Source organism: Paenibacillus sp. LjRoot153 (assembly GCF_964253085.1).
GTDB lineage: Bacteria > Bacillota > Bacilli > Paenibacillales > NBRC-103111 > Paenibacillus_E.
On sequence record NZ_CAXUQH020000001.1, the window covers coordinates 7,677,501 to 7,693,651 of the forward strand.

The 16,151-nt window shown below is 42.3% G+C and carries 26 protein-coding genes and 1 pseudogene (1 of these 27 only partly in view); 2 read left to right on the plus strand and 25 right to left on the minus strand.

Annotated elements, in window-relative coordinates:
• Nucleotides 1–101 carry the beginning of a stage II sporulation protein M gene (locus ACSQ8P_RS33260; protein ID WP_436239080.1) on the minus strand. It extends 511 nt beyond the left edge of the window, so 101 of the gene's 612 nt are visible here — the first part of the coding sequence; the start codon lies at nt 99–101; its stop codon lies beyond the left edge, outside the window.
• A gap of 114 nt (nt 102–215) precedes the next feature.
• Between ACSQ8P_RS33260 and pdaB the strand changes: the two genes are divergently transcribed.
• The gene (gene pdaB / locus ACSQ8P_RS33265) at nt 216–998 is read left to right on the plus strand and encodes a polysaccharide deacetylase family sporulation protein PdaB (protein WP_436239081.1); all 783 of its coding nucleotides are present in this window, start codon (nt 216–218) and stop codon (nt 996–998) included.
• Between the two features lie 38 nt (nt 999–1,036).
• On the opposite strand, the gene ACSQ8P_RS33270 is transcribed toward pdaB, so the two are convergent.
• A complete protein-coding gene (locus ACSQ8P_RS33270; RefSeq protein WP_436239082.1) occupies nt 1,037–1,633 on the minus strand; it encodes a KinB-signaling pathway activation protein in 597 nt (198 codons plus the stop codon).
• A 139-nt stretch (nt 1,634–1,772) separates the two neighbouring features.
• Between ACSQ8P_RS33270 and gerD the strand changes: the two genes are divergently transcribed.
• On the plus strand, nt 1,773–2,546 hold the full coding sequence (gene gerD / locus ACSQ8P_RS33275; protein ID WP_436239083.1) for a spore germination lipoprotein GerD: 774 nt from the start codon (nt 1,773–1,775) through the stop codon (nt 2,544–2,546).
• A gap of 50 nt (nt 2,547–2,596) precedes the next feature.
• Here gerD and ACSQ8P_RS33280 read toward each other — a convergent pair whose 3' ends face one another.
• The 23 genes and pseudogenes from ACSQ8P_RS33280 to rpsH all read right to left on the minus strand — a co-directional run bounded on the left by ACSQ8P_RS33280 (nt 2,597) and on the right by rpsH (nt 16,123).
• The gene (locus tag ACSQ8P_RS33280) at nt 2,597–3,685 is read right to left on the minus strand and encodes a P-loop NTPase (RefSeq protein ID WP_436239084.1); all 1,089 of its coding nucleotides are present in this window, start codon (nt 3,683–3,685) and stop codon (nt 2,597–2,599) included.
• Between the two features lie 54 nt (nt 3,686–3,739).
• Complete coding sequence (gene cwlD / locus ACSQ8P_RS33285) at nt 3,740–4,501, minus strand: N-acetylmuramoyl-L-alanine amidase CwlD (RefSeq protein ID WP_436239085.1); 762 nt, start codon at nt 4,499–4,501, stop codon at nt 3,740–3,742.
• A 108-nt stretch (nt 4,502–4,609) separates the two neighbouring features.
• Nucleotides 4,610–4,741, minus strand: a pseudogene (gene sat, locus ACSQ8P_RS33290) (sulfate adenylyltransferase); the annotation flags it as partial.
• Nucleotides 4,742–4,838: 97 nt separating this feature from the next.
• Entirely contained in the window at nt 4,839–5,531 is a 693-nt protein-coding gene (locus ACSQ8P_RS33295; RefSeq protein ID WP_436239086.1) for a phosphoadenylyl-sulfate reductase, read from the minus strand.
• Between the two features lie 216 nt (nt 5,532–5,747).
• Nucleotides 5,748–6,140 carry a 30S ribosomal protein S9 gene (gene rpsI, locus ACSQ8P_RS33300; RefSeq protein ID WP_028557465.1) on the minus strand — a complete coding sequence of 131 codons (393 nt, stop codon included), beginning with the start codon at nt 6,138–6,140 and terminating at the stop codon, nt 5,748–5,750.
• Between the two features lie 18 nt (nt 6,141–6,158).
• On the minus strand, nt 6,159–6,596 hold the full coding sequence (rplM, locus tag ACSQ8P_RS33305) for a 50S ribosomal protein L13 (RefSeq protein ID WP_029196440.1): 438 nt from the start codon (nt 6,594–6,596) through the stop codon (nt 6,159–6,161).
• A gap of 174 nt (nt 6,597–6,770) precedes the next feature.
• Nucleotides 6,771–7,532, minus strand: a complete 762-nt coding sequence (gene truA / locus ACSQ8P_RS33310; RefSeq protein WP_436239087.1) for a tRNA pseudouridine(38-40) synthase TruA — start codon at nt 7,530–7,532, stop codon at nt 6,771–6,773.
• 140 nt (nt 7,533–7,672) lie between these two features.
• Nucleotides 7,673–8,038: a 50S ribosomal protein L17 gene (rplQ, locus tag ACSQ8P_RS33315; RefSeq protein WP_057304263.1), complete on the minus strand. Its 366-nt coding sequence runs from the start codon at nt 8,036–8,038 to the stop codon at nt 7,673–7,675.
• 24 nt (nt 8,039–8,062) lie between these two features.
• Nucleotides 8,063–9,007, minus strand: coding sequence for a DNA-directed RNA polymerase subunit alpha (locus ACSQ8P_RS33320; protein WP_056618255.1), 945 nt, complete (start codon nt 9,005–9,007; stop codon nt 8,063–8,065).
• Nucleotides 9,008–9,132: 125 nt separating this feature from the next.
• Nucleotides 9,133–9,528 carry a 30S ribosomal protein S11 gene (rpsK, locus tag ACSQ8P_RS33325; RefSeq protein WP_028557470.1) on the minus strand — a complete coding sequence of 132 codons (396 nt, stop codon included), beginning with the start codon at nt 9,526–9,528 and terminating at the stop codon, nt 9,133–9,135.
• Between the two features lie 18 nt (nt 9,529–9,546).
• Nucleotides 9,547–9,915, minus strand: a complete 369-nt coding sequence (rpsM, locus tag ACSQ8P_RS33330) for a 30S ribosomal protein S13 (RefSeq protein ID WP_028557471.1) — start codon at nt 9,913–9,915, stop codon at nt 9,547–9,549.
• Nucleotides 9,916–9,934: 19 nt separating this feature from the next.
• A complete protein-coding gene (rpmJ, locus tag ACSQ8P_RS33335; protein ID WP_003333770.1) occupies nt 9,935–10,048 on the minus strand; it encodes a 50S ribosomal protein L36 in 114 nt (37 codons plus the stop codon).
• A gap of 103 nt (nt 10,049–10,151) precedes the next feature.
• Entirely contained in the window at nt 10,152–10,370 is a 219-nt protein-coding gene (gene infA / locus ACSQ8P_RS33340) for a translation initiation factor IF-1 (protein ID WP_009676800.1), read from the minus strand.
• A gap of 2 nt (nt 10,371–10,372) precedes the next feature.
• The gene (locus tag ACSQ8P_RS33345; protein WP_274318823.1) at nt 10,373–10,678 is read right to left on the minus strand and encodes a KOW domain-containing RNA-binding protein; all 306 of its coding nucleotides are present in this window, start codon (nt 10,676–10,678) and stop codon (nt 10,373–10,375) included.
• A gap of 9 nt (nt 10,679–10,687) precedes the next feature.
• On the minus strand, nt 10,688–11,440 hold the full coding sequence (map, locus tag ACSQ8P_RS33350) for a type I methionyl aminopeptidase (protein ID WP_436239088.1): 753 nt from the start codon (nt 11,438–11,440) through the stop codon (nt 10,688–10,690).
• Nucleotides 11,440–12,090, minus strand: coding sequence for an adenylate kinase (locus ACSQ8P_RS33355; RefSeq protein WP_436239089.1), 651 nt, complete (start codon nt 12,088–12,090; stop codon nt 11,440–11,442). The genes map and ACSQ8P_RS33355 overlap by 1 nt, the downstream gene beginning before the upstream one ends.
• 86 nt (nt 12,091–12,176) lie before the next feature.
• Nucleotides 12,177–13,481 carry a preprotein translocase subunit SecY gene (gene secY / locus ACSQ8P_RS33360; protein WP_436239090.1) on the minus strand — a complete coding sequence of 435 codons (1,305 nt, stop codon included), beginning with the start codon at nt 13,479–13,481 and terminating at the stop codon, nt 12,177–12,179.
• Entirely contained in the window at nt 13,481–13,921 is a 441-nt protein-coding gene (gene rplO, locus ACSQ8P_RS33365) for a 50S ribosomal protein L15 (protein ID WP_056618269.1), read from the minus strand. Before rplO ends, secY begins: the two co-directional genes overlap by 1 nt.
• 36 nt (nt 13,922–13,957) lie before the next feature.
• Complete coding sequence (gene rpmD, locus ACSQ8P_RS33370; protein ID WP_056618272.1) at nt 13,958–14,146, minus strand: 50S ribosomal protein L30; 189 nt, start codon at nt 14,144–14,146, stop codon at nt 13,958–13,960.
• 11 nt (nt 14,147–14,157) lie between these two features.
• Nucleotides 14,158–14,655 (minus strand): 30S ribosomal protein S5, encoded by a 498-nt coding sequence (gene rpsE, locus ACSQ8P_RS33375; RefSeq protein ID WP_056618277.1) that lies wholly within the window; start codon nt 14,653–14,655, stop codon nt 14,158–14,160.
• Nucleotides 14,656–14,682: 27 nt separating this feature from the next.
• Entirely contained in the window at nt 14,683–15,051 is a 369-nt protein-coding gene (rplR, locus tag ACSQ8P_RS33380; protein ID WP_056618280.1) for a 50S ribosomal protein L18, read from the minus strand.
• 101 nt (nt 15,052–15,152) lie between these two features.
• On the minus strand, nt 15,153–15,695 hold the full coding sequence (gene rplF / locus ACSQ8P_RS33385; RefSeq protein ID WP_436239091.1) for a 50S ribosomal protein L6: 543 nt from the start codon (nt 15,693–15,695) through the stop codon (nt 15,153–15,155).
• Nucleotides 15,696–15,724: 29 nt separating this feature from the next.
• Nucleotides 15,725–16,123, minus strand: coding sequence for a 30S ribosomal protein S8 (gene rpsH / locus ACSQ8P_RS33390; protein ID WP_028557481.1), 399 nt, complete (start codon nt 16,121–16,123; stop codon nt 15,725–15,727).
• Nucleotides 16,124–16,151: the final 28 nt, after the last annotated feature.

The window sequence follows — 16,151 nt, forward strand, 5'->3', positions numbered from 1 at the left end:
TTTGCCCACCCCATATAAAAGCTAAATCCAAATACGAGAACAACTACAATAAAGTAATGCTTCATTTCTTTAAAATGTCTAAGCAATGCTGGAAAATTCATTTTGTAATTCCTCCAATTTCGGAAGCATAAGTACCTTGTGTACGAGCATACATTATTTACTAAAGGTTATACAAGCTTATCTATAGCTTGACATAAAGGAGGTACAAGCTGTTTATGAACTATTTTTTTGTAATCAACGCACGCAAATTTAAGCAATATTTATTCATTGCTCTTGCCATCATCTTCTCCGCGGCCATTGTATATTCCGAACAAAGTAACGTATCTGTCTTCATGAACTCCGAACCTTCGGCTATTTACAGCGTACAGACTGAAAAGAAGGTTATCGCTCTTACCTTTGACATCTCCTGGGGGGATAACCGGGCTGAACCGATCTTGAAAATCTTAAAGGACAATGGCGTTAAGGATGCTACTTTCTTCTTATCTTCACCTTGGAGTAAGAGTCATCCCGACATTGTCTCACATATCAAAAGCTACGGCTTCGAAATTGGCAGTCACGGGAATAAATTTGACAATTACAGTAGCCTGAGCGAAGAGGAAATAAGAAACGAAATTTCTACTGCACATAGTATTTTAACAGAATTAATTGGTAAGGAGCCCAACCTCATCCGTCTTCCTAATGGCGACTTTGACAAACGCGTGTTACGCATTGCCGATGATCTTGGCTATTCTGTCATCCAATGGGATACCGACTCTCAGGATTGGCTTAATAAAGGCGTCGACACCCTTGTAAACCGTGTAGTAAGCAAGGCGCACCCCGGCGATATCGTCCTTCTCCATGCGAGCGACTCCTCCCAACAAACACATGAGGCTTTGCCAGCCATCATCCAACAACTACGAGAAAAGGGTTACCAGTTCGTTAACGTAAGTGAGCTCATTAAGCAAACCCAGGTGGAGACAACCCCTGTCGAGGATCAAGCTATGAAACAAATTCATTAATATGTATGAATAGATTTGAAAAAAAGAGCTAATTTAAATTAGCTCTTTTTGTTATCCAATATTTTATGTAGGGTAAGAATTTGCCATGCATTACAGACGAATAAAGGTGCCAACATAAATAGACTTGATGCCGCATTATCCAATTTCAATGCTGGTACAGCCTCAAGCACAGTAACTGCTGTCATGAAGAATAATGTAGGAATGAATGCATTCCGATTCGTCATTTTCACCTTCCAATAACTTACTGCTAAAGAAATCACTAATAAGCAAACAGGCAAGATGAAATATCCAAGCAGCGATTCTGAGCTGTTAAAATTCGTTTTCCTCAAGTAGACAAGGTCGAATAAAACAACAATAACAACGGCAAGCTGTAATAAGTCCCACACTGTTTTGGATCGTATAATACCAACTGCAATGAACCTAACAATTAAATATGCGAAGAAGCCCATTTGACTCAATACACTTATAGTAGCTCCACCGAGAATCATATTGATCAAATTAAATCCAACCGCCGATAAGCCCATTACAGAAAATTCTTTGTCTGAAAATTGAAGGATAAGTCCAACCCCAGTAGAAACTACAATCCCTAATAGTAATGTTGTCCAAAATAAGTGAAACCATTTACGCAATGTCACGTTTAATTACCTCCACACATCAACTCTAATTGTTAATTGTACCAACCTTTGCGATAAAAAGCCAATAATGTCCCCTAATATTCTGACCCTAACCACACATACTAAGACCATTAAAGTTAAGGGAAGGGAGCATGTAGTTATGTTAAAAACAAGACTTAGAAAGCTTCAGGTCCTACCGGCTATTTCATTGGCTTTTCTTCTCGCTTCTTGTGGTACAGATAACTCTTCTCAAGGCCAATCACAAGCCAACACGTATAAAGAACAAAAGACGATGATCCTCGATATTCTGAAATCAGATGATGGTAAGAAAGCAATAAGTGCTGCAAATCGAAGTATCATGAATGGAGATGTTGGCGCCAATAGCGTTGCAGGTCAATCACAAATTAAGCTTTTATCCGCCAATGAGTCCCTTCAGCTTCAAATGGCTGTCAAGGATGTACTGACTGCTAAGGAAAATAATATGTTTTTGACTGATATGATGAAGGATCCTAAGTTCGCAGGTGATTTTGCCACGGCGATCCAAAAAGAAACCAAACAGATGTTCAAAGAATTGCTCAAGGACCCTACCTACCAAAAATCACTAATTGATGTTATGAAAAATCCAGATTATGAGAAGATGGTTCTAGATGTTATGAAAACAGCACCATATCGCCAACAAATGATGACAGTCATGGAAGAATCCATCCAAAGCCCGCTTTTCAGAGCACAAATGGTTGAATTACTTAAGTCTGCGATCGCGCAACAAAGCAAACCTGATCAAATGCCTTCCGCTAAGAGCACAGAGAAAAGTCAAGATAAAGCGAAAGAAGGAGATAAAAAAGAAGAAGGCGGGGATGAAAAGCAGAAGGATGAATCTTCAGGAGACTCCGATAAACAAGGTGATGAGAAGAAAGATGGAGGTTCTGATTCTTAAACGAAAAGGAAGAGTTGGCAGATCACATCTGCTTCCTCTTCCTTTTTAAATTATTTATCTAGCTTCGCAATCAACCGATCCGCTATTTCCAAATAAATTTGCCCTGCTTTGGATTCTGCTTTATACACAGATGGCGAGTAATCCTTTTCAGATATATGGTTATCAGGAGCTCCTAATGGGATTTGCGCTAATAACTCACTGTGAAGATCTTCAGCAAGCTTTGCACCTCCACCTTTACCAAAAATGTGATCAATGCTGCCATCCTTACTTTCATAGTAGGACATATTCTCAACGATACCCAAGATTTCATGATTCGTTTGAATGGCCATCGCACCAGCTCTAGCCGCTACAAATGCCGCTGTAGCATGCGGTGTCGTAACAATGATCTCTTTACTTTGCGGAATGAGCTGATGCACATCTAGTGCGACATCGCCTGTACCTGGCGGAAGGTCTAGGAGAATGTATTCCACATCTCCCCAATTTACTTCATTGAAGAAGTTGCGTAACATTTTCCCTAGCATTGGTCCACGCCATACAACAGGTGCATTGTCTTGGACAAAGAACCCCATCGATATCACTTTTACCCCAAATTTCTCAACAGGAATAATCACGTTTTCTACGAGCTGCGGCTGTTCTTCAATCCCCATCATATCCGGAATACTAAATCCATAAATATCCGCATCAATGATCCCTACCTTTTTCCCATTACGAGCCAATGCGACTGCTAGATTAACAGTGACAGTTGATTTACCAACGCCACCTTTGCCACTAGCAACGGCGATAAACTCAACCGTAGAGGATTGTCCAAGAATGGGCTGCTGGATCGGAGGTTGAACTGGCTTCTGCGTATCTGTATCCGGCTGCTGTGAGGATCCTTCCAAACGACTCCGCTCATGGTCCGTCATCAATCTAAACCGGATATGAACTTGAGGAACCCCTATATTTGCTAAAGATTGTTGAATGAATGCTTTAGCTTGCACCTTGTATCCTTCATCCTCGGTTACTACGATCAAGCTTAAGGATACCGTATCTTCCTTCACCATTACATCACGAATCAAATTTAATTCCACTACACTTTTATTGAACTGAGGTTCTATTAGCGTATTCAACGCTTCAAGAATTTGATCTTTATGTACCATAGCCACATCACACCTTTATTGGGACATTGTCTTCGCGGCTTTTATTATAACACATTATGAAGAAGAACCCACTTTTTCACCTGCATAATATCTCAAAATCCCTTGATACACAGAAGCTGCCAACATCTTCTGATAGTTCTCATCCGCTAACAACTTAGCCTCTTCTGGATTTGATAGAAAGCCTACCTCAACGAGTGCGCTTGGGATTTTCAACGTTTTTAAAAGATACACGGTCTTATCAGCCAACTTAGCGACACGATCGGTATTTTCTAAATTACGCCTAAGTTCGGCCTGAATGAGTGCCGCTAGGTTAGGATTATCGGGATTATTTAAATAATAGAACGTTTGTGCGCCTCTCCATTTATCAGAAGGAATACTGTTCAAATGGATACTCAAAAACATATCCGCATTATTGTTCTGAATCAAGTCTGCGCGGTTGTGGAGATCCTGCGTCTTACGTTTGCTATAACCTTTTGTGCCAGACTCCGCTAGATCCGTATCCGTTTCTCTCGTTAAAACAACGACCGCACCGGCTTGTTGCAAATAATCGCGTAGCCTTAAGGTAATGGCTAAATTGATATCTTTCTCGATGATGCCATCCTTGCTTTCCGCCCCACCATCTGGTCCCCCGTGACCCGCGTCTAGCGCAATTGTCTTACCCGATAAAGGGAGCGTCCAATCTGACCAGGTCTTCGTTGTAGGAAGCTCGTACGCATAAATAAAAACAACCAATGCAACCAGCATGGCTGAAAGCATTAGCTTCAGACTACTGTGAAAGGTCAGCCATACCACCAACCTCTTCTTCCTTTTACGCATAAAAAATCCACCTCTGTTCCCCTATAGACTCTGTAACATCTATATGGGACAGGGTGGACAAATATACCAAACAAACACTTGATATTCAGGTTCTCTTAAACTTCATAACCCATAGTAGTCACTTACGCCCCCGTGATCGCGTCCTACGAAGAAATACGTGCAACCATAGTTTCTACATACAATCGAATGTAGAATCGCTTCACGAGGCCCTGCATAATGCATTCCAGCTGGGTGATACACCTAAGAAAACCGAATTACGTGTTTGGAAACCAACGACAGTCTTCCAACCTTTTTCAAGTATCTCCATAATTCTATTCTAGAACTGAAGAGTCACCATTTACTTGTGTAAACCACATTCCGTTTTCTCAATACTTGCCCAACGTCCTGCGCGTGGATCTTCACCTTCTGCAACTTGACGTGTGCAATGCGTGCAACCAATACTTGGGTAATTACGATCATGAAGTGGATTATAAATAACGTCATTATCACGAATATATTGCCAAACATCTTCCGATGTCCAATTAGCTAAAGGATTGAATTTGATCAAGCCAAATTTAACATCATACTCCACTTTTTTTGCGTTAGCACGAGTAGGTGCTTGATCGCGGCGAATACCAGTAATCCACGCATCGTAATTTTTAAGAATATCTGTAAGTGGATCAACTTTACGAATGTTGCAGCATTGGTTCGCATCGCTTTTCCAAAGCTCATCGCCAAATTTCTCCGCTTGCTCTTCGAGCGTAAGTTTAGGTAAAACTTGAATGAATTTCGTACCATAGTGCTTCTCAAGACGATCTTTCGTTTCATACGTTTCGTCGAAATGGACATTTGTATCCAAGTAAAAAATATCAACGTTAGGATTAATCTTTTGAAGCATGTCAACAAGCACAACATCTTCAGCTCCAAAACTACAAGCTAGGGTCAAACTTCCGAACGTCTCAACTGCAAGTTTCAATATGGCTTCAGGCGATTGATTTTCGAATTCTTCCGCAGCTTTCGTTACAAATGCTTCTTTTTCAAATAGATTCATCGTACGATTCCTCCAATAGTCGATAATCCCGACTGTTATTGTATGATTTATATTTTATTATATCTGACTTCCACAGGGTGTCAATGACTTTTTATCATTTTGGTATTAACTTCTTCTTCAGGACTAAAATTAGAACATTGAAAGCATAAAAAAAAAGAAAAACCTATCCAGCCATGAGCCGAAAAGGTTTTTCTTGCGTGCCAAAGGCACAATATCTTAACGTTTGGAGAATTGAGGAGCACGACGTGCTGCTTTCAATCCGTACTTTTTACGCTCTTTCATACGGGAATCACGTGTTAGGAATCCAGCTTTTTTCAAGGATCCACGGTATTCCGGATCAGCTTTCAACAATGCACGGGAGATACCGTGACGAATTGCGCCAGCTTGTCCGCTGATTCCGCCGCCATTTGCAAGAACTAGAACATCGTATTGACCGATAGTTTCAGTTAGAGCAAGTGGTTGTTTAACGATTAGCTTCAATGTTTCTAGACCGAAATACTCATCTAGATCACGTTTATTGATGATGATGCGTCCTTCACCCGGTATTAAGCGAACACGCGCTACCGAATGTTTACGACGACCCGTTCCATAATATTGAACTTGTGCCACGAAACGTTCCTCCTTATATTAACCGCGAAGATTCCAGACTTCTGGTAGTTGTGCTTGGTGCGGATGCTCTGCTCCACCGTAGACTTTAAGCTTAGTTTTCAAGCTGTCGCCTAGACGGTTCTTAGGAAGCATACCATGAACTGCGAATTCGATCATACGATCAGGCTTACTGTTAAGTAGATCCTGAGCGGAAGTCACTTTCAAACCACCTTGGTACAAAGAGTGACGGTAGTACATTTTGTTTTGCATTTTCTTACCAGTAAGCTTAATTTGGGAAGCATTGATAACAACAACGAAATCACCAGTATCTACGTGTGGAGTGAACTCCGGTTTGTGCTTACCGCGGATAATGCTAGCAACTTCACTTGCAAGACGGCCAAGTGTTTGGCCTGCAGCGTCAACAATGTACCATTTACGCTCTACTTCATTTGGCTTAGCCATATATGTGGTGCGCATGCTTAATCCTCCTAAAAATATATCTGAAATACATAAGTTATAGTTGTCATTTATTCATAAGCGATGGATAGTTATGGCCATTTGTGATCAGGGGCTGTGGGGTAGCCGATCACGAAACGCCAAGTTATATTTTACACGATAACGTCTTAATAATCAAGTAGTGATGACAACTTTTTAATAGTCGACTTTCCATAAGGTTAATCCCATGGCTTCAGCTGTAGGACCCGCTTGAGAGCGATCTCTGGCCTCGAGAACACGTTGCATATCGCTAGGTGGTCTCTTACCCTCACCGATCTGTATTAACGTCCCTACGATGATCCTGACCATGTTATAAAGAAAACCATTCCCCGTTATGATTAACCGGATACGTTCTACTTTACCTGTCGCCAACAACTGATCCGATTCCGTCTCCATACGTACCTCATATAAGGTTCTCACTTTGATTTCCTTATCCGTTCTCACTGTGCAAAACGAAGTAAAATCATGCTCACCTAGCAAACAAGGGAGCGCCTCTCTCATGGCTTCCACATTTAAATGCGTGGGGTGATGATACTCGAAGTTGCGGTGAAAGACATCAGGGAAGCGCGCCGAACGAATTGTATAACAATAGGTTTTACGTTTCGCGGCTTTGCGAGAGTGAAAAGTAGGGAGAACTTCTTCTGCAGTATGTGCAACGATGTCCCTGGGTAGTCTAGCATTTAGAGCTAAACACCAACGTTCTACTGGAATCTTAGAACTCGTTGTAAAATTAATAACTTGCGCTTTCGCATGAACACCGGCATCTGTACGCCCTGATGATATGACTTTCACCGTCTCACCTGTCAACAAGAACACTGCCTGTTCTAAACGGTATTGCACCGTGTCGGATCTAGGCTGTATCTGGAAGCCAGAATAAGATGAACCATCATAGCTTATGGTAAAACGTAGATTTCTCAAGGCTTGTTCCTCCATGAGTCATCCTTTCTACCTAGCATGAGTTGCTTACGCAACTCATAGCACTAGAATGCGATCCAAGACTGCAAAAAAAGGGCTTCACCAGAATCTAGTGATTCCGTCCACCCTTTCCCATCCGTCTTCTATGCGCGATCTACTAGCTCTAGGTAAACCATTGGTGCTGCGTCACCGCGGCGTGGTCCCAGTTTAAGGATACGCGTGTATCCGCCTGGACGCTCGGAGTAACGAGTAGCCAAATCAGAGAATAGTTTTTGAATCGCATCTTGATTTTCGTTAGCAGCTTCTCTACGAACAAAAGCAGCAACCTGACGGCGTGCGTGAAGATCTCCGCGTTTCGCAAGAGTAATTAACTTCTCAGCGATTGAACGAATTTCTTTAGCTTTTGCTTCTGTTGTTTGAATGCGCTCATGTATGAACAGATCCGTTACCAGATCACGAAATAATGCTTTACGATTACTGGAATCGCGGTTCAATTTTCTGTAGTTCATTGAGTTAACCTCCTTCTGACAAGATTATTCCTCGGTACGTAGACCCAGACCCAGCTCTTCGAGCTTCTCTTGAACTTCTTCAAGGGATTTGCGACCTAAGTTCCGAACTTTCATCATGTCTTCTTCTGTTTTGGTAATCAGCTCTTGTACGGTATTAATCCCTGCACGTTTGAGACAGTTGTAAGAGCGAACGGAAAGGTCTAGTTCTTCGATCGTCATCTCAAGAACTTTTTCTTTCTTATCTTCTTCTTTTTCAACCATGATCTCAGCGTCTTTTGCTTCATCCGTCAAACCGACGAACAAGAGCAAATGTTCAGTTAAGATTTTAGCGCCCAAGCTTACTGCTTCTTCTGGACGAATACTTCCATCGGTCCACACTTCGAGGGTCAACTTATCATAGTTAGTCACTTGGCCGACGCGAGTATTCTCAATAGCGTAGTTTACCCGAGTAATAGGCGTGTAGATCGAATCAATTGGTATTACACCAATTGGTTGCTCTTCATGCTTATTTTTGTCTGATTGGACGTAACCGCGCCCTCTGCCCGCATGAATCCTCATGTGAAGACGTGCATCTGGAGACAAGGTAGCGATGTGTAGATCCGGGTTAAGGATTTCAACATCACTATCACCGCGGATATCAGCCGCTGTAATATTACCTTCTCCTTCTGCATCAATTTCTAGCACTTTCTCCTCATCGGAGTGAATCTTCAACGATAATCCTTTAAGATTGAGGATAATTTCCGTAACATCCTCAAGCACGCCAGGAATCGTTGAAAATTCGTGCAAAACGCCATCGATTTGGACAGAGGTTACTGCTGCCCCCGGTAAAGAGGACAGTAAGATACGACGTAGTGAGTTTCCTAAGGTTGTACCGTAGCCACGCTCCAACGGCTCAATGATAAATCTACCATAAGCGCCATCTTCACTTAATGCTACAGTTTCTATTTTTGGCTTTTCGATTTCGATCATGAAATGTACCCTCCATTCAATACGTCGGTTCCCTCTGGATACTTCGTTGAAAATTTCATAGTATGCCTATCCTTCAAACCATTATTCACGATTTTGGAATAATTATACTACAAAGTGATCCTGAATTATACGCGACGACGTTTTGGAGGACGGCAGCCATTATGAGGAACCGGCGTCACGTCTTTAATCAGGTTTACTTCAAGACCTGCTGCTTGCAAAGAGCGGATTGCTGCTTCGCGGCCAGCGCCTGGACCTTTAACCATAACTTCAACAGTTTTCAAGCCGTGCTCCATTGCTGCTTTAGCTGCTTTTTCAGCTGCCATTTGTGCTGCGAAAGGAGTGCTTTTACGGGAACCTTTGAATCCAAGGTTTCCTGAACTTGCCCAAGAAATTGCGTTACCATGCGGATCCGTGATCGTTACGATCGTGTTGTTAAATGTTGAACGGATGTGTGCTACACCGCTCTCAATATTTTTCCGGTCACGACGTTTCGTACGGACGACTTTTTTAGGTTTTGCCATTAGCTCTAACCCCCTTTATTATTTCTTCTTATTAGCTACTGTACGACGAGGACCTTTACGTGTACGAGCATTAGTTTTAGTACGTTGACCACGAACAGGAAGACCACGGCGGTGACGAAGACCACGGTAGGATCCGATTTCGATTAGACGTTTGATGTTTAGGGAAATTTCACGGCGAAGATCGCCTTCTACTTTAAGGGTTTTGTCAATTACATCACGGATTTTGCTCACTTCATCTTCAGTCAAGTCACGAACGCGAGTACTCGCATCGATACCTGTGGAAGCAATGATTTTCTGAGCAGTTGTAGTGCCGATACCGAAAATGTAAGTCAACGCGATTACAACTCGTTTGTCACGAGGTAAGTCAACTCCAGCTAAACGTGCCATCTACAGAATGCACCTCCTTTTAACCTTGTTTTTGTTTGTGCTTAGGGTTTTCACAAATTACCATTACATTACCTTTACGGCGAATAACTTTACATTTTTCACAAATCGGTTTTACTGACGGTCTTACTTTCATTTTAAGCCCTCCTTTTTATCGTAAGCAACCATGTTGCGTTTTCGTTAGAAAACTTGCTTCGTAAGCATACGCCTTGAGAGAGTATTACTTCTAAGCCGAACATTTATTTGAAACGGTAGGTTATACGGCCTCTCGTCAAATCATAAGGCGATAATTCTACGGTAACCTTATCTCCAGGCAAAATGCGAATAAAATGCATTCTGATCTTTCCTGAAACATGGGCTAGGATTTTATGACCATTTTCCAATTCAACTTTAAACATTGCATTCGGAAGAGGTTCAATCACTGTACCTTCTACTTCAATTACATCTTCTTTGGCCACAGTCATTCTCCTTTCTCTTGTGCTTCAACTTGCATAAGTTCAACGAATTTGGCGATTGCAAAGCGCAATTTCCCATTAGTCACACGACCAGTTTCCCTAATGCTTGACGCTACTTCACTGCTAATCGTTTCTTGTAAATGAAGATGATTCAGGTTCTTCTTCTTCGGTTGATCGAATTTACGATGATCGCCGTCGGCAAGCCAGACAAAACGATGATCTTCAATACCAATCACGACCGCATATTCTCCGGGATCTCTACCGCGAAGCACCTTTACGATTTGACCCACTTGCGGAATCTTACTATCCACTCAGTTCACCTACGATCTAGGCAAAGTTAGTATTTCATAACCAGCTGCCGTTATGGCAACCGTATGTTCGAAATGAGCACATAGCGTACGATCTGAAGTGACTACAGTCCAATCGTCTTCGAGTGTTTGGACAAATCTTTCGCCAACAACCACCATGGGTTCAATGGCTAGGACCATGCCTGGTTTGAGTCGAGGACCTTTGTCAGGTATACCATAGTTCGGAATTTGTGGTTCTTCGTGAAGATCCGTTCCAATACCATGACCGACATACTCTATAACCACGGAGAAGCCTGCGTCTTCAATACAAGTTTGGATTGCATGCGACAACGTGTAGAGTCTAGCATCCGGTTTAGCTTCTGCAATGCCTCGATAGAGTGACTCTTCTGTCACAGTCAACAAGCGCTGAGCTGTTTCAGAAATTTCACCGACAGGATATGTCCAAGCAGAATCTCCATGATAACCTTTATATTGAGCACCAATATCAATACTGATAATGTCGCCCTCAACTAGCTTTCTTGGACCAGGAATACCATGAACTAATTCTTCGTTGACTGAAGCACAAATGCTCCCAGGAAAACCATTGTAACCTTTGAAAGATGGAATTGCTCCCTGACTGCGAATGAATTCCTCTGCGATCTGATCAAGTTCTTTCGTTGTAATGTTCGGACGAATCGCCCTTGCCAATAAGCGGTGCGTTTCGGCTACGATACGACCAGCTTCTCGCATTAGGTCTAGTTCAACCTCGGACTTACAAATGATCATTACGCTAGACCTCGTAGCAGTGAGCTAATTTGTTCGGTTACCGCATGAATGTCTTGTTCCCCGTTAACCTCACGCAATAATTCCCTCTTTTGGTAGTAATCCAGAAGCGGAGCCGTTTTGTTGATGTATTCATCCAAACGTGTTCCGACTTTCTCTTCCGTATCATCAGATCGTTGGTACAACTCACCGGAACATTTATCGCATACGCCTTCTTGCAGAGGTGGGTTGAAGATGACATGATACGTAGAACCACAGGATTTACAAATTCTTCGGCCAGTTAGTCGTGCTAACAGATAACTGCGATCAACAGCTAGATTGATTACGACCTCAATCTTCTTACCAAGTGAATCAACGATTTCAGACAATGCATCAGCTTGAGCTACCGTTCTAGGAAACCCATCCAGCAAAAATCCTTTATCGCAATCCGGTTGGGCAAGACGCTCTCTCACAATACCGTTCGTAATTTCATCAGGAACAAGAAGCCCCTTATCTACATATCCTTTAGCTTCGATACCCATTGGTGTACCTTGGCTCATTGCTGCGCGAAATGCATCGCCAGTTGAAATATGAGGAATCTGAAACTCAGAAACGATTTTCTCTGCTTGCGTACCTTTGCCTGCACCAGGAGGCCCCATAAATATTACGTTCACAATTAAAACCTCCCCATCGCACTCGGCATTACGAACAGCACAATAGGTGCCGATGTCGCAGAACTTGCCCCATCAGTACCTATTAGCTATTTATTGATGAACCCTTTGTAATGACGCTTAATCAATTGGCTCTCGATTTGCTTCATTGTCTCAAGACCAACGCCTACTACGATAAGCAAAGATGTACCACCTATTTGAACCGAACTAGGCAATCCAGCAAGTCCTCCAAATAACATTGGAAGAATAGATATTGCTGAAAGGAACAAAGCTCCAGAAAGAGTAATTCTAGTCATTACGCGTGTCAGATAAGTCGACGTCGTTTTACCTGGTCTGATACCTGGTATGTATCCGCCATTCTTTTTCATCTGATCAGCCATTTGAACTGGATTAATTTGTACGAAGGTGTAGAAGTAGGTGAAACCGATAATCAACAGTACATACAGTACAATCGCTAATGGTGCAGTTTGGTTAATACTCAAGTTGTTAATAATCCATTCTGCGACTACATTCCCTCTCCAGTAACTTGCAATGGTTGGAGGAAACATCAAAAGTGATAATGCGAAGATTACAGGGATAACACCAGCAGCATTCACTTTAAGTGGAATGTGTGTTGTTTGCCCACCATACATTTTACGACCAACTACTCGCTTCGCATATTGTACAGGTATCTTACGAACACCTTGTTGTACGAATATAACGCCAGCAATAATCAGGATAACAACTAAAGCAATAATGATCAGTTTCACAATGTTCAGGAACAGGGCTCCATCGGTTGCAAAGAGTGATTTGTAAATTTGTTGTATGCTTGTTGGAATCGCAGAAACGATACCAGCAAAGATGATAATGGAAATACCGTTACCAATCCCGTATTCCGTGATTTGCTCACCTAGCCACATCAAGAAAGCTGTACCAGCTGTCAACACGATAGCGATTAATGCGAAAGTTGTAAACCCAGCATCAATGACCAAACCACTGTATAGGCGGTTAAAGCCAATTGATAGTCCGAAAGCTTGAATCAACCCTAGAACAATCGTACCGTAACGAGTCACCTGCGTCATTTTCTTTCTTCCGACATCTCCTTCTTTTGCCCACTGCGCGAAGCGCGGGATTACATCCATGGACAAAAGCTGAACAATGATCGAAGCCGTGATATAAGGCATAATTCCCATCGCGAAGATGGAGAATTGGAAGAGCGCACCGCCGGAGAACGTGTTAAGCAAACCAAAGACATCGCTCTGATTCGCTTGATCTTGAAGTTTCAGAACATCTGTATTAATGTTTGGAACCGGAATAAAGGCACCCAAACGGTAGACGATTAGCAAGATAAGCGTGAAGAGAATCCTTCTGCGTAAATCTTCTACTTTGAAGATGTTGGCTATGGTATTGAACATTAAATCACCTCGGTTTGACCGCCGGCAGCTTGGATTTTCTCAATCGCTGATTGAGAGAACTTATTCGCTTTAACGGTTAATTTTACTGTGATTTCACCGTTTCCTAAAATCTTAATACCGTCTTTAGGAGCTTTAACAATACCAGTCTCCATTAATACTTCTGGAGTAACTTCAGTACCAGCTGCGAAATTGTTCAAGTCTTCAAGATTAACGATCGCGTACTCCGTACGGAAACGGTTCGTGAATCCACGTTTAGGTAAACGACGGTACAATGGGTTTTGTCCACCCTCAAATCCTGGACGAACGCCTCCACCGGAACGTGCGTTTTGACCTTTGTGTCCGCGAGTTGATGTTTTACCCATACCACTACTTGTTCCACGTCCAACACGCTTAGGTGATTTACGAGCGCCAGTAGCAGAACTTAGCTCATGTAACTTCATCGTTGCACACCTCCTCTAGATCTTAAATTCGTATTTCTATGCTTCGATTTCTTTAACTTCTACCAAATGGCTTACTTGGTTAACCATACCTCTGATTGCAGCATTATCTTGGTGAAGAACAGTTTGGTTAATCTTGCGAAGACCAAGTGTTTTCACAGTAATGCGTTGCGTTTCAGGGCGGCCGATCAAGCTGCGTTTTAGGGTAACTTGTAATTGTTTAGCCATGTATACCCCTCCTAACCTAATAGCTCTTGAACAGTTTTACCACGAAGCTTTGCAACTTCTTCCGCTTTTTTCAAGCGGCTTAAGCCTTCAAGCGTAGCGTTAACCATGTTCATGGAGTTCGATGAACCTAGGGATTTTGTCAAGATATCGCCTACACCAGCAAGTTCAAGTACTGCACGAACTGGTCCGCCTGCGATAACTCCTGTACCTTGGGATGCTGGTTTCAATAGAACGCGTCCCGCGCCAAATTTACCAGTAACAAGGTGAGGAATCGAAGTGCCTACGATAGGAACATGAATCAAGTTCTTTTTCGCATCTTCAATGCCTTTACGGATTGCATCTGGAACTTCGGAAGCTTTACCGATTCCTGCACCAACCCAGCCATTGCCATCGCCAACGACAACAAGTGCGCTGAAGCTGAAACGACGTCCGCCTTTTACTACTTTAGCTACGCGATTAATATTTACGACTTTTTCTGTTAGCTCTAAAGTATTAGGATCTACACGCAAGTCTTTTACCTCCTTATTAATGTATTTCTAGAATTCAAGACCAGCTTCACGAGCTGCGTCAGCTAATGCTTGAACACGTCCATGATAAAGGTATCCACCGCGGTCAAAAACCACTTTGTCTAAACCTTTTTCTTTCGCACGTGCTGCGATTAATGCGCCAACTTTACGAGCAGCTTCAACGTTACCACCGTTACCAATTTCACTTTTAAGCTCTTTATCTTGAGTCGAAGCTGCAACGATTGTTACACCAGTTGTATCATCGATTAATTGAGCATACATATGTTTGGAAGAACGGAAGATGTTCAAACGTGGGCGAAGAGTTGTTCCTTCAATTTTCTTACGAACACGAAGGTGTCTTTTCAGACGAGCTTTATTTTTATCGCTTTTAGTAATCATCTATACTTACACTCCTTTCATCATCTTATGATGCGAGGCTTATGCTTACGTAGCAAGTTTTCATCAGAAAACTCTTAGCTATTACCCGCGATCTTTCGATCTTATTTCTTCTTACCAGCTTTACCTTCTTTACGAAGAATGCGTTCGCCTTCATACTTGATACCTTTACCTTTATACGGCTCTGGTTCACGTACGGAACGAACTTTCGCTGCCATTGCGCCAACTAGCTCTTTATCAATACCTTTAACGATGATTTTCGTGTTCGTTGGAACATCGAACTCAATGCCGTTTTCAGGATTGATTTCAACTGGATGGGAGTACCCAACGTTAAGAACCAATTTGTCACCGCTTTTGTTTGCACGGTAACCTACGCCTACTAGATCCAAAGATTTCGTGAACCCTTCCGTAACACCACTTACCATGTTGGCAACAACACTACGTGTTGTACCATGCAGGGAACGGTGGAGCTTGTTATCGGAAGGACGCTCAACAGAAATCTCGTTTTCTAGAACACTGATTTTCATATCTTTATGAAGTTCACGGGACAAGGATCCTTTAGGACCGTTAACCGTGATTTGAGTATTGTCTAGTGTTACATTTACACCACTTGGAATGGTGATTGGCTTACGACCAATACGAGACATGTTTGCACCTCCATTCAATTACAATTGTATTACCAAACGTAGCAGATAACCTCTCCGCCAGCTTTGGATTGACGAGCATCTTTATCCGTCATAACTCCTTGAGACGTGGAGATGATGGCAATCCCTAAACCGCCCAGAACACGAGGGACTTCTTGTGATTTTGTATAAACGCGTAGACCTGGTTTCGAAATTCTTTTCAAACCAGAGATAACACGCTCATTGTTTGAACCATATTTCAGGAACAAACGAATGATACCTTGTTTGCTATCTTGAACGTACTCAGCATCACGGATAAATCCTTCTTTTTTAAGGATTTCAGCAATTTCCCTCTTCACTTTAGAAGCTGGGATTTCAACTGTCTCATGACGTACGATGTTCGCATTACGAATGCGTGTTAGCATATCTGCAATTGGATCTGACATGACCATTTTGTGTAAACCTCCTTCCCGAAAATAG

Excerpts from the sequence above, each read along its gene's own strand:
- rplQ (WP_057304263.1), bottom strand. The coding sequence starts at position 8,038 with ATGAACTACAGAAAATTGAACCGCGATTCCAGTAATCGTAAAGCATTA.
- rplF (WP_436239091.1), bottom strand. The coding sequence starts at position 15,695 with ATGTCTCGTATTGGTCGTAAGCCAATCACCATTCCAAGTGGTGTAAAT.
- map (WP_436239088.1), bottom strand. The coding sequence starts at position 11,440 with ATGATCATTTGTAAGTCCGAGGTTGAACTAGACCTAATGCGAGAAGCT.
- rpsM (WP_028557471.1), bottom strand. The coding sequence starts at position 9,915 with ATGGCACGTTTAGCTGGAGTTGACTTACCTCGTGACAAACGAGTTGTA.
- gerD (WP_436239083.1), top strand. The coding sequence starts at position 1,773 with ATGTTAAAAACAAGACTTAGAAAGCTTCAGGTCCTACCGGCTATTTCA.
- ACSQ8P_RS33295 (WP_436239086.1), bottom strand. The coding sequence starts at position 5,531 with ATGAATCTATTTGAAAAAGAAGCATTTGTAACGAAAGCTGCGGAAGAA.
- rpsK (WP_028557470.1), bottom strand. The coding sequence starts at position 9,528 with ATGGCAAAACCTAAAAAAGTCGTCCGTACGAAACGTCGTGACCGGAAA.
- ACSQ8P_RS33320 (WP_056618255.1), bottom strand. The coding sequence starts at position 9,007 with ATGATCGAAATCGAAAAGCCAAAAATAGAAACTGTAGCATTAAGTGAA.
- cwlD (WP_436239085.1), bottom strand. The coding sequence starts at position 4,501 with ATGCGTAAAAGGAAGAAGAGGTTGGTGGTATGGCTGACCTTTCACAGT.
- rpmJ (WP_003333770.1), bottom strand. The coding sequence starts at position 10,048 with ATGAAAGTAAGACCGTCAGTAAAACCGATTTGTGAAAAATGTAAAGTT.
- secY (WP_436239090.1), bottom strand. The coding sequence starts at position 13,481 with ATGTTCAATACCATAGCCAACATCTTCAAAGTAGAAGATTTACGCAGA.
- pdaB (WP_436239081.1), top strand. The coding sequence starts at position 216 with ATGAACTATTTTTTTGTAATCAACGCACGCAAATTTAAGCAATATTTA.
- rpmD (WP_056618272.1), bottom strand. The coding sequence starts at position 14,146 with ATGGCTAAACAATTACAAGTTACCCTAAAACGCAGCTTGATCGGCCGC.
- rpsH (WP_028557481.1), bottom strand. The coding sequence starts at position 16,123 with ATGGTCATGTCAGATCCAATTGCAGATATGCTAACACGCATTCGTAAT.
- ACSQ8P_RS33280 (WP_436239084.1), bottom strand. The coding sequence starts at position 3,685 with ATGGTACATAAAGATCAAATTCTTGAAGCGTTGAATACGCTAATAGAA.
- rplR (WP_056618280.1), bottom strand. The coding sequence starts at position 15,051 with ATGATTACTAAAAGCGATAAAAATAAAGCTCGTCTGAAAAGACACCTT.
- rplM (WP_029196440.1), bottom strand. The coding sequence starts at position 6,596 with ATGCGCACCACATATATGGCTAAGCCAAATGAAGTAGAGCGTAAATGG.
- rplO (WP_056618269.1), bottom strand. The coding sequence starts at position 13,921 with ATGAAGTTACATGAGCTAAGTTCTGCTACTGGCGCTCGTAAATCACCT.